At 68.9% G+C, this 13,541-nt stretch carries 13 protein-coding genes; 8 read left to right on the top strand and 5 right to left on the bottom strand.

Annotation, left to right across the window (positions count from 1 at the left end):
- Positions 1-15: 15 nt before the first annotated feature.
- From QO010_RS23580 to QO010_RS23570, 3 genes are all read left to right on the top strand, one after another.
- Positions 16-798 (top strand): 3'(2'),5'-bisphosphate nucleotidase CysQ, encoded by a 783-nt coding sequence (locus tag QO010_RS23580; protein WP_307353183.1) that lies wholly within the window; start codon positions 16-18, stop codon positions 796-798.
- A 20-nt stretch (positions 799-818) separates the two neighbouring features.
- Positions 819-1,058 (top strand): DUF4170 domain-containing protein, encoded by a 240-nt coding sequence (locus tag QO010_RS23575; RefSeq protein WP_307353182.1) that lies wholly within the window; start codon positions 819-821, stop codon positions 1,056-1,058.
- 154 nt (positions 1,059-1,212) lie between these two features.
- Entirely contained in the window at positions 1,213-1,734 is a 522-nt protein-coding gene (locus tag QO010_RS23570; protein ID WP_307353179.1) for a hypothetical protein, read from the top strand.
- Positions 1,735-1,924: 190 nt separating this feature from the next.
- Here the strand turns inward: QO010_RS23570 and QO010_RS23565 are convergent, their stop codons facing one another.
- On the bottom strand, positions 1,925-2,716 hold the full coding sequence (locus QO010_RS23565) for a phytanoyl-CoA dioxygenase family protein (RefSeq protein ID WP_307353177.1): 792 nt from the start codon (positions 2,714-2,716) through the stop codon (positions 1,925-1,927).
- 2 nt (positions 2,717-2,718) lie between these two features.
- On the bottom strand, positions 2,719-3,384 hold the full coding sequence (locus tag QO010_RS23560; protein ID WP_307353175.1) for a fused DSP-PTPase phosphatase/NAD kinase-like protein: 666 nt from the start codon (positions 3,382-3,384) through the stop codon (positions 2,719-2,721).
- 66 nt (positions 3,385-3,450) lie between these two features.
- On the opposite strand from QO010_RS23560, the gene QO010_RS23555 reads away from it, so the two are divergent.
- The 5 genes from QO010_RS23555 to lpxK all read left to right on the top strand — a co-directional run bounded on the left by QO010_RS23555 (position 3,451) and on the right by lpxK (position 9,328).
- The gene (locus QO010_RS23555; RefSeq protein ID WP_307353173.1) at positions 3,451-5,235 is read left to right on the top strand and encodes an ABC transporter ATP-binding protein; all 1,785 of its coding nucleotides are present in this window, start codon (positions 3,451-3,453) and stop codon (positions 5,233-5,235) included.
- Between the two features lie 187 nt (positions 5,236-5,422).
- Positions 5,423-6,127, top strand: coding sequence for a lysophospholipid acyltransferase family protein (locus QO010_RS23550; protein ID WP_307353172.1), 705 nt, complete (start codon positions 5,423-5,425; stop codon positions 6,125-6,127).
- Between the two features lie 14 nt (positions 6,128-6,141).
- Positions 6,142-7,086: a cation diffusion facilitator family transporter gene (locus QO010_RS23545; protein WP_307353170.1), complete on the top strand. Its 945-nt coding sequence runs from the start codon at positions 6,142-6,144 to the stop codon at positions 7,084-7,086.
- Positions 7,083-8,327, top strand: a complete 1,245-nt coding sequence (locus QO010_RS23540) for a 3-deoxy-D-manno-octulosonic acid transferase (protein WP_307353168.1) — start codon at positions 7,083-7,085, stop codon at positions 8,325-8,327. The genes QO010_RS23545 and QO010_RS23540 overlap by 4 nt, the downstream gene beginning before the upstream one ends.
- A complete protein-coding gene (gene lpxK, locus QO010_RS23535; protein WP_307353166.1) occupies positions 8,324-9,328 on the top strand; it encodes a tetraacyldisaccharide 4'-kinase in 1,005 nt (334 codons plus the stop codon). The genes QO010_RS23540 and lpxK overlap by 4 nt, the downstream gene beginning before the upstream one ends.
- A gap of 158 nt (positions 9,329-9,486) precedes the next feature.
- Here the strand turns inward: lpxK and QO010_RS23530 are convergent, their stop codons facing one another.
- The 3 genes from QO010_RS23530 to purD all read right to left on the bottom strand — a co-directional run bounded on the left by QO010_RS23530 (position 9,487) and on the right by purD (position 13,382).
- Positions 9,487-10,788 carry an amidohydrolase family protein gene (locus tag QO010_RS23530; protein WP_307353164.1) on the bottom strand — a complete coding sequence of 434 codons (1,302 nt, stop codon included), beginning with the start codon at positions 10,786-10,788 and terminating at the stop codon, positions 9,487-9,489.
- Positions 10,785-11,873: a phosphotransferase gene (locus QO010_RS23525; protein WP_307353161.1), complete on the bottom strand. Its 1,089-nt coding sequence runs from the start codon at positions 11,871-11,873 to the stop codon at positions 10,785-10,787. Before QO010_RS23525 ends, QO010_RS23530 begins: the two co-directional genes overlap by 4 nt.
- 243 nt (positions 11,874-12,116) lie before the next feature.
- Complete coding sequence (purD, locus tag QO010_RS23520) at positions 12,117-13,382, bottom strand: phosphoribosylamine--glycine ligase (protein ID WP_307353159.1); 1,266 nt, start codon at positions 13,380-13,382, stop codon at positions 12,117-12,119.
- Positions 13,383-13,541 lie beyond the last annotated feature (159 nt).

The raw sequence follows: 13,541 nt of genomic DNA, 5'->3' as shown, positions 1-13,541 counted from the left end.
GATCTGGGCGGGAAAATGAACGACCTGGCCCTGATCCTGGAGGCCGCCCAGGCCGCCGGCGCCCTGGCCCTGGACATGAAGCGCCAGGGGCTGAAGCGCTGGGACAAGGGCGGCGGCCAGCCGGTCACCGACGCCGACATCGCCGTCGACACCCTGCTCAAGGAGTCGCTGGGCGCGGCGCGGCCGGACTATGGCTGGCTGTCGGAGGAAACCGCCGACGACAGCGACCGGATGCAGCGCCAGCGCCTGTTCGTGGTCGACCCCATCGACGGCACGGTGGCCTTCATGAAGGGCAAGCCCTGGTGGGCGGTGTCGATCGCGGTGGTCGAGGGCGACCGGCCCATCGCCGGCGTGGTCTTCGCCCCCGAACTGGACGAGGCCTTCACCGCCACGCTTGGTGGCGGCGCCTTCCTGAACGGCGCGGCCATCCAGCCCAGCGCTGCGACGGCGCTCGAGGACAGCGGCATGCTGGGCGACGCCCCGATGTTCGCCCACCCGGCCTGGAAGACCCCCTGGCCGCCGATGCGGATCGAGACCCGCAACTCCATCGCCTACCGCATGACCCTGGTCGCCGACGGCCGCTTCGACGCGGCTCTGGCCCTGTCGGCCAAGAGCGAATGGGACCTGGCCGCCGCCGACCTGATCTGCGCCGAGGCCGGGGCCGTGGTGACGGACCATAAGGGCCTGCCCTACCGCTACAACAAACCGGCGCCCCTGATGCGCAGCCTGGTCTGCGCGGCGCCGGGGATGCACGAGTTGATCCTGGAGCGGGTCAGGCCTATCGACCTGAGAAGTTGATTCCCTTTTTCGAGGCCACCATGCCCGACAAACAACTGCTGCACCTGGTCATCGGCGGCGAGCTGAAGGACGTCCAGGACATCGAGTTCCGCGACCTCTCCACCGTGGAGTTCGTCGGCGCCTATCCCAGCTACGCCGAGGCCCACCGCGCCTGGAAGGCCAAGGCCCAGGCCACGGTCGACAACGCCCATGCCCGCTACTTCATCATCCATGCGCACAAGCTGCTGGATCCGCGGGACGATCATCCGCACGAGCACTAGGAAGACTTCTCCCATCCTCGCCAGCAGAGGTTAGGCGGTGTTCCGAGACCAAGGCTGCCCCTGCGGGGACCGGTCCAGCGGTAGACATTCAGAACTTCTGCAAAGGGTGGGTAGCGGAAGTTGACCGCGTCGACTGGGTCCTCAATGTTGCGCTATGCGCCGCCTCGCCATGCTGCTCCTATTTATTCTTGCCGGGTGCGACGCATCTCAGCCGGAGAGTGCGCGGACGGTCGCGGCGATCGAAGTTCCGCTGCCGACTGAGAAGGACAAGACCGACTTCCTCGATTTACTCGCAAAGGACGCCGTGACGCACGGCTATCACCTCGACACTGCGACGCCCGAAGAACTGGCTCAGTTGTCGACGGTGTCGCCAATTTCCCTGAACGCGACGGTGTGGCGGGGAGAGGATGAGGAAGCCATCGCCTCTGCGATGGACTCTAGAGACCATATCGGCCGTATTTGGCTGACGTTCTCGAAGGGCAAAAAACCTGAGGACGCGACCCGTTTTCGCGAAGCGCTTCTACAGCACGTTCGTGAACGCTGGCCCGACACCCGGTCCCTGCCCATCATGCCGACCGGCGCAATACCCAACGCGGAAGACTTGAATAGAACGCCTGCCGGCTATGTGGTGAAGCCTTCGGAAGCCGCTAAATACAATCGTTCAACTGGAAACTAACGCCAGCCAGCCGACTGAGAGCGGACCCTCTCAATGTCGACTAAGGGTCGAGAGCCGCCTTTGATCTCACTTCGGAGAGCAGACATTAAGTCGGGGCCCCGTCCGGCGCGGGCTCTCGACGATCGGATCACCCGCGTGAAGCTGGGGTCGGGACGCCACTGACAGACGGTGGTGACCGCTGGATCTCTGCTCAGCTGTCCCAGATCGACTTGAACGCCCCGCCGCCGTTCAGTTTCTGGACCGGGCTCTGCTTGTCGATGTGGCCGATCAGGCCGCGGTAGACGCCATAGCCGACCAGCTCCTGCAGCCGCGGCTCGAACCCGCGCACCAGATCGGGCGACAGACCCAGCTGCTGGTTCTCCTGCTGGCGGATGAAGCCGGCGCAGTAGTTCATGGCCACGCCCATCCGCCGGTTGTCGGTCTGGTTGGCTCCGCCGCCGTGCCAGAGGGCGCCGTCCCAGACCAGGACGCTGCCCTTGGGCATCTCGGCGGCGATGCTCTCATACTGGCCGCCGTAGTCGGGGTTGCCCTTCCTGTGGCTCCCAGGCACCAGCCGGGTCGCGCCGTTCTCGGCGGTGAAGTCGGTCAGGGCCCACATCGAGTTGCAGACGATGGCCCGGTGCGGCTTGTCGAGCGGGATGACCATGTCGTCGGCATGGATGGGCTGGGCGATCTCGCCCGGGTCGATGGCGATGGAGCTCAGCGAGGAGATCAGGCAGCCCTCGTCCAGCACCCCCTCGATCAGCGGCAGGACGCTGGCGTGGACGGGGACCCGGGTGAACGGCTCGCCATAGGCCAGCAGGTTATAGATGCGGACGGTGTTGTGACCCTCGAAGCCGTTCATGGCCGGCTTGGCGTCCAGCAGGGTCTCGAGGCCCGCCAGGGCGGCGTTCAGCTCGTCGATCAGGGCCGGCTCGATGGCGTTCTCGACGATGGTGAAGCCGTCCCGGCTGAGGGCTTGGAGATGGGCGTCCCGGTCCATGACTATTCCCGTTTCAGCAGCTTGTCGGTCAGCAGGGTCCCCCACCAGCTGGCCTGGAAGTCGCCCTTGATCGCCTTGGGATCGTAGGCGTCGCTCTGCACCCAGTCGATGAAGCTGATCCCCTTGGGCTCGGCCTCGGCCAGGTAGCGTTCGAAGACATAGTCCAGCACGCCGGTCTTGCCCTGTTTCACATGCAGGGTGCGGAAACCCAGTTCCTTCATGGCCTCGCGGATCGGCACGCCCTGCTGGAAGTGGCGGTAGAGCACGCTCATCAGCCCGGCCCGGTCCGCCCCGGACTTGCAGTGCATCAGGGCCGGATACTGGATCCGGGCGAAGAGGTCGCGGGCGCCCAGAATCTGTTCCCGGGTCGGGACGGCGCGAGAGGTGACCGTGAAATCCACCATGTCGAGGCCGTAGCGCTCGCAGGCCTCCTTCTCCAGTTCATGGAAGCTGGTCCCCTTGCCGCCGCGCAGGTTGATGACGGTCTTGAGGCCATCGCGCGCCCACCATTTCAGGTGAAACGGCCAGGGCTGGGCCGCCCGGATCATCTTCTGGTCCAGCCAGTGGGCGTTGGTGAAGCTGACCCGCAGGAACGAGTGGTCGGCCCACATCGTGTTCAGATAGGCGCGCAGCCGGCCCCAGCGGGTGGAAAGATCGAAGCCGGACAAGTGGCGCTCCCTTCAGGAGCGTCCTAAGTAGGGCCACATGGGCCGAACGCAAACCTTGATCGGCGGATGAGTCACACCTCGCCGCCCCAGGAAATGACCACCCGTCAGATCGCGACGCGGGTGGCGTCCACCTATCTCAAGCCCCGCTGGAAGGGCGTGACGGTGGCGGTGCTGTGCACCATCACCGTGGCCCTGGTCTCCACCCAGCTGGCCCAGATCCTCGAGCCGGCCATCAACAACCTCCTGGTCAGGCCCAAGCCGGGCGCCATCCTGTGGATCCCGCTGACCATCGTCGCCCTGGCCCTGACCCGGGCCGTGGCCCAGATCCTCCAGTCGACCCTGATCAACCGCATCGGCCACGGCATCGTCGGCGACATCCAGATCGATCTGTTCGGCCGGATGATGCGGGCGGACCTGGCCCGGCTGCGCGCCACCCACTCGGGAACCTTCGTCTCGTCGGTCCTCTATGACGCCGGCCTGATCCGCGAGGCGGCGACCAGCGGCATGATCAACTACACCCAGAACTTCCTGATCGTGGCCGGGATGCTGATCGTCATGGCCGATCACGATCTGGTCCTGACCCTGGGCGTGATGCTGATCGGGCCGTTCGCGGGGCGGCTGATGCGAAGGTTCACCCGCCGCTCGAAGAAGGCCGCCAAGGGGGCCATGGCCGCCACCGGCGCCCTCTCCACCGCCCTGATGGAGAGCCTGGACGGCGTCCGGGTCGTCAAGATCGAGAACCGCGAGGACGCCGAGCAGGCCCGGGTCGCCGAGGTCATCGGCGAGCGGCAGAAGCATCTGATCAAGGGCTCCATCGCCAGAGCCCAGGCCGCGCCGGTCACCGAACTCTTGACCATGGTCGTGACGGCGGCGGTGTTCGCCTATGCCGGCTGGCGCGCCGCCAACGGCCAGATGAATGTCGGCGACTTCACCGCCTTCATGGGCGCCCTGGCCATGGCCGGCCAGTCGCTGCGCCAGCTGGCCAACCTGCAGACGGTGTTCACCGAGGGCGGCACGGCGGCGCGCCGGCTGTTCGCGGCCCTGGACGTCGAGCCGGAGGTGGCCGACCGCGAGGGCGCGATCGAACTGCCGGTGAGCGAGGGCCATATCCGCTTCGAGGATGTCACCTTCGGCTATGGCGAGGGCGGCCCGGCGCTGGAAGGCGTCACCCTGGAGGCCCGGCGCGGCGAGACCATTGCCCTGGTCGGGCCCTCCGGCGGCGGCAAGAGCACCATCCTGTCGCTGATCCCCCGTTTCTATGACGCCACGTCCGGCCGGGTCAGTATCGACGGGACCGATGTGCGCGAGGTGACCCTGGCCTCGCTGCGCCACAAGATCGGCCTGGTGACGCAGGAGCCCTTCCTGTTCGACGACAGCATCAAGGCCAACATCGCCTACGCCAAGCCCGACGCCAGTCAGGCCGAGATCGAGACGGCGGCGAAACTGGCGGCGGCGCACGACTTCATCCTGGAGCAACCCAACGGCTACGACACCGTGGTCGGCGAGTCGGCGGCGCGGCTGTCGGGGGGGCAGCGGCAGCGGATCGCCATCGCCCGGGCCTTCCTCAAGGACGCCCCCATCCTGCTGCTCGACGAGGCCACCAGCGCCCTGGACACCGAGAGCGAGGCCCAGGTGCAGCAGGCGCTGGAGCGGCTGATGCACGGCCGCACCACCATCGTCATCGCCCACCGCCTGTCGACGGTGAAGGACGCCGACCGCATCTATGTCATCGAGCGCGGCGCGGTGGTCGAGCAGGGAACCCACGCCTCGCTGGTCCGCCGGAAGGGCCTCTACGCGCGGCTGGCCCGGGCCCAGGACCTGGACACCCTGCCCGAACCGGCGGCGGAGTAGGGATGAAAAGGCCCTCCCCTTCATTCCGTCATGGCCGGGCTTGTCCCGGCCATCCATACGCGCCTGAGTATCAAGCCTCGCGCCGTAGCCTGGACCGGTCCTTCCTGTGTTCATGGATGGCCGGGACAAGCCCGGCCATGACGGGTTTAGGGTTTGTTGGGCGACGCAGTTCAGGCATGGCCGCGTCATGCTGAAACAAATCTATCGCTCGCGCGGCTTCCAGCGTTTCCTGGCCACGCTGTTCTCCACCTGGCTGAAGTTCTGCTACGCCACCATGACCTGGACCCGCGAGGGGCAGGAAAAGCCCGAGAGTGTCTGGAAGGCCGGCGGCGGGGCCATCCTCTGCTTCTGGCACGCCCGCATCCCCCTGAGCCCGATGTCCTGGCCCCAGAGCCCCGAACGCCAGGAGATGCGGGCCCTGATCTCGCTGTCGGCCGACGGGGAGTTCATCGCCCAGACGGTCGATCGCATCGGCTTTCCGGCCATTCGCGGCAGCTCCCAGAAGAAGACCGACCTCTCCAAGAACAAGCAGGGCGAGGTGGCCTTCCGCGAGATGATCAAATGGGTGCGCGGCGGCGGCGCCGTGGCCATCACCCCCGACGGCCCGCGCGGCCCGGCCGAGAACATGGAGCCCGGCACCCCCTCGCTGGCCCGGATGACCGGGGCGCCGGTGATGCTGGTCGGCATGGCCTGCAAGCCCTGTATCCGCATCGGCAGCTGGGACCGCACGGTCATCCCCCTGCCCTTCACCCGGGGCGCCATCGCCTGGGACGGGCCGCTGACCGCCACCCGCGACGATGACCTGGAGGCGCTTTCCAAGGCGTGGGCCGCGCGGCTGAGCGCTGTGACCCGGCGGGCCGAGGCCATGCTGGACGGCGCCGGCGCCGAGTGAGAGTCTAGGGGCCCATGGCGCACGACCATCACGATCATCACCACCACGATCATGGACATGGCCATGGCGGCCACAGCCACGCGCCCAAGGATTTCGGCCGCGCCTTCGCCATCGGGGCCGGGCTAAACATCGCCTTCGTGGCCGCCGAGGTCGCCGCCGGCCTCTTCACCCACTCCCTGGCCCTGCTGGCCGACGCCGGCCACAATCTGTCGGACGTGCTGGGGCTGCTGCTGGCCTGGGGCGCGGCGAGCCTGGCCAGGCGGGCGCCGGGCGGGCGGCGGACCTACGGCCTGCGCAAGGGCACCATCCTGGCCTCGCTGGCCAATGCCGGCTTCCTGTTGTTCGCCGTGGGCGGCATCGTGCTGGAGGCGGTCCACCGCTTCGTCAATCCCGAGGCCATCCAGCCGGGCCCGGTCATGCTGGTGGCCGCCGCCGGGGTGGTCATCAACACCGCCACCGCCCTGATGTTCATGCGCGGCCACGAGGACCTCAACGTCAAGGGCGCCTTCCTGCACATGGCCGCCGATGCGGCGGTGTCGGCCGGGGTGGTCGTGGCGGCGCTGATCGTCTGGCGGACCGGCTGGCAGTGGATCGACCCGGCCGTCGGCCTGGTCATCGCCGGCGTCATCGTCGCCGGAACCTGGGGCCTGCTGCGCGACAGCCTGGACCTGGCCCTCGACGCGGTGCCGCGCGGCATCGATCCCAAGGCGGTGCAGGCCTGGCTGGCCGAGCGGCCGGGGGTGACCGAGGTTCACGACCTGCATATCTGGGCGATGAGCACCACCGAGACCGCCCTGACCGCCCATGTCATCCGGCCCGACAACGCCGGCGGCGACGGCTTCCTGCACGAGGCCTGCGCAGGGCTCTCCGAGCGGTTCGGCATCCACCACGCCACCCTGCAGGTCGAGACCGTCGGCGGCGAGCATGCCTGCCGCCTGGCGCCGGCGAACGTGGTTTGAACCCCATCCTCTATCGGCTGGCCACCGGGGCCATCGCGCCCTTCATTCCGGCGCTGCTGGCCAGCCGCGCCCGCAAGGGCAAGGAAGACCCCGCGCGGCTGGGCGAACGGCTGGGCCGGGCCTCCGTCGCCCGTCCGGACGGGACGCTGATCTGGCTGCACGGGGCCAGCGTCGGCGAGACCCTCTCCATGCTGCCCCTGGCCCGCCGGCTCAAAGCCGAGCGGCCGGAGGCAACCCTGCTGGTGACCTCGGGCACCGCCACCTCGGCCGCCCTGCTGGCCGAGCGCCTGCCCAAGGGCGCCATCCACCAGTATCTGCCGGTCGACACCCCCGGGGCGGCCGGCCGCTTCCTGGACCACTGGCGGCCGGACCTGGTGGTGTTCGTCGAGAGCGAGCTTTGGCCCAACCTGCTGCTGGGGGCCAAGGCGCGGGGCGCGAGACTCGCCCTGGTCTCGGCCCGGATCACCGAGCACAGCGCCCGGGGCTGGAAGCGGTTCGGGGGCCTGGCCCGCCGGCTGCTGGGCGCCTTCGACCTGATCCTGCCGCAGGACAGCCTGTCGGCCGGGCGGCTGAAGGCCATCGGCGGCCGGGTCGACGGCTACGCCAACCTCAAGCTGACCGGCGCGGCCCTGGCCTATGACGAGGCCGAACTGGCGGCGCTCAAGGCGGCGGCGGGAGACCGCAAGGTGGTGCTGGCCGCCAGCACCCATCCGCATGAGGAGCTGCTGATCAATTCCGCGGTGGAGGTCGGCGGGCGCGAGCCGCTGCTGGTCATCGTGCCCCGCCATCCGGTGCGCGGCCCGGCCCTGGCCGAGACCCTGCGGGCGAGCGGGCGGCGGCTGGCGCAGCGCTCGGCGGGCGAGCCCCTGACCCCGGAAACCGAGATCTATCTGGCCGACACCCTGGGCGAGCTGGGCCTGTTCTTCGCCCTCGCCGACCTGGTGGTGATGGGCGGCGGGTTCTATCCCGATATCGGCGGCCACAACCCGCTGGAGCCGGCCCGGCAAGGCCGGCCGGTGATCTATGGCGACTACGTCTTCAACTGGACCGATGTCTACATGACCCTGGGCGCCGGCGGGGTGCGCTGCGAGACCGAGGAGGACCTGATCGCCGCCATCGACCGCCTGCTCGACAATGACGAGGCGCGCCTGCTGATGGGCCGCTGCGCCCTGGCGGCGGCGCAGGTCGAGGACGGCGTGCTGGACCGCGTCTGGGCCCAACTGGAACCGTTGCTCCCATGAAGCTGGCGACGCCGCGCTGGTGGTATGTGCGGGACCGCGCGCCGGGCGGCGTGGCGCGGTTCGTATTGACGCCCATCTCCTGGATCTGGGCGGCGGTGACCGCGGGCCGCATCGCCCGGACCACACCGGAAGACCCCGGCGTCCCGGTCATCTGCGTGGGCAACCTGACGGTGGGCGGAACCGGCAAGACGCCGGTAGTCCGCGAACTGCTGAAACGCCTACCAGGCGCGCACGGCCTTTCGCGCGGTTACGGCGGCAGCGAGCCCGGGCCGCTCCGGGTCGATCCCGCCGTCCACACCACCGCCCAGGTCGGCGACGAGCCCTTGATGCTGGCCGGCGAGGCGACCTTCTGGATCTCCCGCGACCGGCCGGACGGGGCGAGGGCGGCGGCGCGGGCCGGCGCCAGGATCGTGGTCATGGATGACGGCCACCAGAACCCCTCGCTGAAGAAGGCCCTCTCCCTGGTCGTGGTCGACGGCGAGACGCGCAACAACGAGTGGCCGTTCGGCGATGGCGCGGTGTTCCCGGCCGGGCCGATGCGCGAGCCGCTGAAGGTCGGATTGGCCCGCGCCGATGCGGTCGTCTTGCTGCTGCCGGCCGACCTGGAGGGGCCGGACCCCGAACTGCTCGCCCTGTTTGGATCGACCCCGGTGCTGATCGCCCGCCTGGAACCCGCCGCGCCGCCGCCGGCCGGCCGCCAGCTGGGCTTCGCCGGGGTCGGCAAGCCCTGGAAGGTCGAGCGGGCCCTGAGGGCGGCCGGCTGCGACCTGGCCGACTTCGTCAGCTTCCCCGACCACGACGAATACGACGAGGCGACCCTGCAGGCCCTGGTCGCCCAGGCCGAGGCGCTGGGCGCGGGCCTGGTCACTACCGAAAAGGACTGGGTGCGGCTGCCTGCCGACTGGCGCGGCCGCATCGTCGCCTGGCCGGTGCGGGCCCGGTTCGAGGACGAGGACGCGTTGCAACAACTCCTCTCCACTGTGTGGAGAGGTCGACTCTGAGCGCGTGAGCGCGAAGAGCGGGTGAGGCGGCCAGAGCGCGGCTTATCCGTTGCGTTCGCGCGGGCGGAACTGCCGCAAGGCTCCTCCTCCGTCAGGCGCCGCGCCTTCGGCGCGTGCCTGTCGCTCCTCCTCGCAAGCGAGGAGGAGAGTTGCCTGATCTATTTGTAGACGACCCCGCCCTTCATCACGAAGCTGACCTTGCGCAGCTCGCTGATGTCGCTGAGCGGATCGCCTTTCACCGCGATCAGATCCGCCGCCTTGCCCGGGGCCAGCGAACCCACCACCCCCGAGAGCCGCAGATGCTCGGCCGCCCAGGTCGTGGCCATGCGGATGGCGTCGATCGTGGAGAAGCCCGCCTTGACCAGCAGCACGAACTCATAGGCGTTGTCGCCGTGGGGCGAGACGCCGCTGTCGGTGCCGAAGGCCATCTTGACGCCGGCGGCGTGGGCTCTACGGCCCATGTCCAGCATGTTGGGGCCCACCGACAGGGCCTTGGCCTTGATCGCGGGGCTCATCCAGGTGTCGGGCTTGGCCGCTTCCTTGGCGACGAAATCGCCGGCCATCAGGGTCGGGACCAGCCAGGCGCCCTTGGCCTTGAACAGCTTGATCGACTCGTCGTCGAGATAGGTGCCGTGCTCGATGGAATCGACGCCGGCCTTCAGGGCGGCGTTGATGCCGATGGTCCCGTGGGCGTGGGCCTTGACCATCCGGCCCATGGAGTGGGCGGTCTGGACGATGGCGGCCATTTCCTCGTCGGTGAACTGCTGGTCGACGCCGGTGGCGCTGTCGTCCAGCACCCCGCCGGTGGCGACGATCTTGATCAGGTCGGCGCCGGCCTGGATCTGCCGGCGGACCACCCGGCGGCAGGTATCGGCGCCCGAGCAGGCGGTGGGGCTTTCCAGGATGGCCATGACGTCGGGCCGGTAGCCGTGGACATCGCCATGGCCGCCCTCGGGGGTGACGATGGAGCCGGAGGCCAGGATGCGCGGTCCGGCGATCTTGCCCGCCGCGACGCCGTTGCGCAGCGCGAAGATGGCCTCGTTGTCGTCGCCGACGTCGGCCACGGTGGTGAAGCCGGCCTTGAGGGTGCGCATCGCATAGACCGAGCCGTCGACGACCAGGTCGGCGGAGGTCTTGGTGACATCGTCCAGCTTGCCGGTCGGCCCCGACTGGCTGAGCAGGTGGACATGGCAGTCGATCAGGCCCGGCAGTACGAAGCTGTCCTTCAGGTCGACGATGTTGGCGGCGCCTTCGGGCGCGACATAGCCGTCGGCGATCTTCTCGATCTTGCCGTCGCGGACCGTGACGGTCTGCTGAGTGGTCACCTTGCCGGTCGCCGGATCGGCCAGCAGCTTGCCGGCATAGATGACGGTCGGCAGGCCCGACGCGGCCTGGTCGTTGGGGCCGAGGCCCGCGGCGAAAACCAGCGCGGCGGCGGCGAGGAAGAGACGGCGGATCATTTCGCGCCTGCTTTCTGGGCGAAGGCCCAGGCGGCCTTGCCGAGCAGGGGCACGCGGGCCTCCATGGCCGAGGCATGGCTGGAGGCGGCGGTGCCGTCCCGCACCCGGCCGACGATGCCCTGGCAGATGCCGGCCAGGCGGAAGAGGTTGTAGCTGAGATACCAGTCGAGGTGCGGGATGCCGTCCCGCCCGGTCAGCCGGCAGTATTCGGCGACATATTCCTCCATGGTCGGGATGCCGTAGGCGTGGAGGTCTTCAATAGCCGAGAGACCCCCGCGCTGCTCGCCGGCCGGCATGACCCACTGGATCAGCATGTAGGTGAAGTCGGCGAGCGGATTGCCCAGCGTGCCCAGCTCCCAGTCCAGCACCGCCACGACCCGGTCCTCGGTCGGATGCAGGATCATGTTGTCGAGGCGATAGTCGCCATGGACGATCGAGGTCTGGTCGTCGCTGGGGGTGGTGGCCGGCAGATATTCCATCAGCTTGTCGACCTCCTCGATCTTGGCGGTCTCGGAGGCGCGGTACTGCTTGGACCAGCGGTCGATCTGGCGGGCGAAATAATTGCCCGGCCGGCCGTAGTCGGACAGCCCGATGGCGGCGTAGTCGGTGTTGTGCAGGGCGGCCAGGGTCTCGACCTGGGCCTGGTAGATGGCCCGGCGGCGGGCCGGCTCATAGTCCGGCAGGGTCCCGTCCCAGAGGATGCGGCCCTCGACCATGTCCATGACGTAGAACATCGTGCCGATGACGCTCTCGTCCTCGCAGAGCGCATAGGCCTTGGCGACCGGAAAGCCGGTCGTGCCCAGGGCCGAGATCACCTTGAACTCACGGTCCACCGCATGGGCCGAGGGCAGCAGCTTGCCGGGCGGCTTGCGGCGCAGGACGTATTTCTTGGTCGGGGTGATCAGCTGGTAGGTCGGGTTCGACTGCCCGCCCTTGAACTGCTGGACGGTCAGCGGCCCCCGGTAGCCCTCGACATTGGCCTCCAGCCATCTGGCCAGGGCGACCTCGTCGATACGATGACGCTCATCGACCTCCTTGACGCCGGAGTTCAGTTCCTGCGCGGTCGGCTGGGCGGCTTCGGCCATGGGGCGTTTCCCTCTTACGCTTGTTTGAATCGACTGTAGCGGGGTGGTGAACAGCCGGAAAGCGCCGGTCAGCGGAGAGGCTGTAAGATTTCACCACGAACAACACGAACAACACGAACGCGACGACGTCAGCCCAGCCCTGACCCGAAGGGTCGTTGAAAAGACGGGCCTCCGGCCATGATCCGCTCTCAGCGCAGGCCCGTTCGTGTTGTTCGTGTTGTTCGTGGTGAAGCCTTCTTCTTCCTACAGCGCCCGCCAGCCGATGTCGGACCGATAGAACCCGCCCGGCAAATCGATCGTCCCGACCGCCGCATAGGCGATGTCGCGGGCTTCGTGGAGGGTGGCGCCCAGGGCGCAAACGTTGAGGACGCGGCCGCCGGAAGCGCGCAGCACGCCGGCCTCGTCGCGGATCGTGCCGGCGTGGAAGACCACGGCCTCGCCGCCGAAATCGGCGTCGGCGCCGGTGATGGCCGCGCCGGACTTCGGGGCGTCGGGGTAGCCCTCGGCGGCCATGACCACGCAGATGGCGGCCTCGTCGCGCCAGACCGGTTCGGGCAGGTCGGCCAGCCTGCCGGTGGCGGCGGCGAGGAGGTAGGGGACCAGGTCGCTCTGAAGCCGCAGCATCAGCACCTGGGTTTCCGGGTCGCCGAAGCGGGCGTTGTACTCGACCAGCTTGGGGCCCTCGGCGGTCAGCATCAGGCCGGCATAGAAGACGCCCCGAAAGGGCCGGCCCTCGGCGGCCAGGCCCCGGGCGGTCGGGACGATCAGGTCCTCGAACGCCCGCCGGATCAAGGCGTCGGTCAGCACGGGGGCGGGGCTGTAGCTGCCCATGCCGCCGGTGTTGGGGCCCTGGTCGCCGTCGTAGGCGCGCTTATGGTCCTGGCCCGAGCCGATCAGCACGGCGGTCTCGCCGTCGCAGAGAGCGAAGAGCGAGGCCTCCTCGCCGACCATGAACTCCTCGATGACCACCCGCGCGCCAGCCGTCCCGAACCGGCCGCCCAGCATGTCGGCGACGGCGGCGTCGGCCTCGGCGCGGCTCTGGGCGATCACCACGCCCTTGCCGGCGGCCAGGCCATCGGCCTTGATCACGTAGGGCGGCTGCATGGCGTCGAGGAAGACGCCGGCGGCGGCCGTGTCCTCGAACACCCCATAGGCGGCGGTCGCCAGGCCGTGGCGGGCGAAGAAGCCCTTGGAAAAGGCCTTGGAGGTTTCCAGTTCGGCGGCGGCCTTGGTCGGGCCGAAACAAGGGATGCTCACATCGGCCAGGGCGTCGGCCAGCCCGACCTCCAGCGCCGATTCCGGCCCGACCACCACCAGGTCGGCGGCGATCTCGACGGCCAGCTTCACCAGTCCCTCGACATCGGTGGCCTTGACCGGCCGCACCTCGCAAAGGGCCGCGATCCCGGGGTTGCCGGGCGCGGCCACAAGCCGGGTCGCCAGTGGCGACTGGGCGATCTTCCAGGCCAGGGCGTGCTCACGGCCGCCCGAACCCACCAGCAGGATGTTCATGAGCCCCGCCTGTGGCGCGAGGCGGCGCAAGGGTCAAGCCTTTGAGAACCCCTCCTCCTCGATGTGTTCAGACCGGGGAGATGGGTGACAGACGTTCGGGGACATCCGTTACAGGTTGAGTTTGATCCATAGACCTTCGCAGGTCGATGGAGGCGATGT

Origin of the sequence: Caulobacter ginsengisoli (assembly GCF_030814835.1) — a bacterium.
In the GTDB taxonomy this organism is placed as follows: domain Bacteria; phylum Pseudomonadota; class Alphaproteobacteria; order Caulobacterales; family Caulobacteraceae; genus Caulobacter; species Caulobacter ginsengisoli.
Note: the sequence above shows the minus strand (reverse complement) of the source record. Positions and strands in the feature narration are given on the sequence as shown.

Excerpts from the sequence above, each read along its gene's own strand:
- QO010_RS23525 (WP_307353161.1), bottom strand. The coding sequence starts at position 11,873 with ATGGCCGAAGCCGCCCAGCCGACCGCGCAGGAACTGAACTCCGGCGTC.
- QO010_RS23580 (WP_307353183.1), top strand. The coding sequence starts at position 16 with ATGAACGACCTGGCCCTGATCCTGGAGGCCGCCCAGGCCGCCGGCGCC.
- QO010_RS23570 (WP_307353179.1), top strand. The coding sequence starts at position 1,213 with ATGCGCCGCCTCGCCATGCTGCTCCTATTTATTCTTGCCGGGTGCGAC.
- QO010_RS23550 (WP_307353172.1), top strand. The coding sequence starts at position 5,423 with ATGCTGAAACAAATCTATCGCTCGCGCGGCTTCCAGCGTTTCCTGGCC.
- lpxK (WP_307353166.1), top strand. The coding sequence starts at position 8,324 with ATGAAGCTGGCGACGCCGCGCTGGTGGTATGTGCGGGACCGCGCGCCG.
- QO010_RS23530 (WP_307353164.1), bottom strand. The coding sequence starts at position 10,788 with ATGATCCGCCGTCTCTTCCTCGCCGCCGCCGCGCTGGTTTTCGCCGCG.
- purD (WP_307353159.1), bottom strand. The coding sequence starts at position 13,382 with ATGAACATCCTGCTGGTGGGTTCGGGCGGCCGTGAGCACGCCCTGGCC.
- QO010_RS23555 (WP_307353173.1), top strand. The coding sequence starts at position 3,451 with ATGAGTCACACCTCGCCGCCCCAGGAAATGACCACCCGTCAGATCGCG.
- QO010_RS23545 (WP_307353170.1), top strand. The coding sequence starts at position 6,142 with ATGGCGCACGACCATCACGATCATCACCACCACGATCATGGACATGGC.
- QO010_RS23565 (WP_307353177.1), bottom strand. The coding sequence starts at position 2,716 with ATGGACCGGGACGCCCATCTCCAAGCCCTCAGCCGGGACGGCTTCACC.
- QO010_RS23575 (WP_307353182.1), top strand. The coding sequence starts at position 819 with ATGCCCGACAAACAACTGCTGCACCTGGTCATCGGCGGCGAGCTGAAG.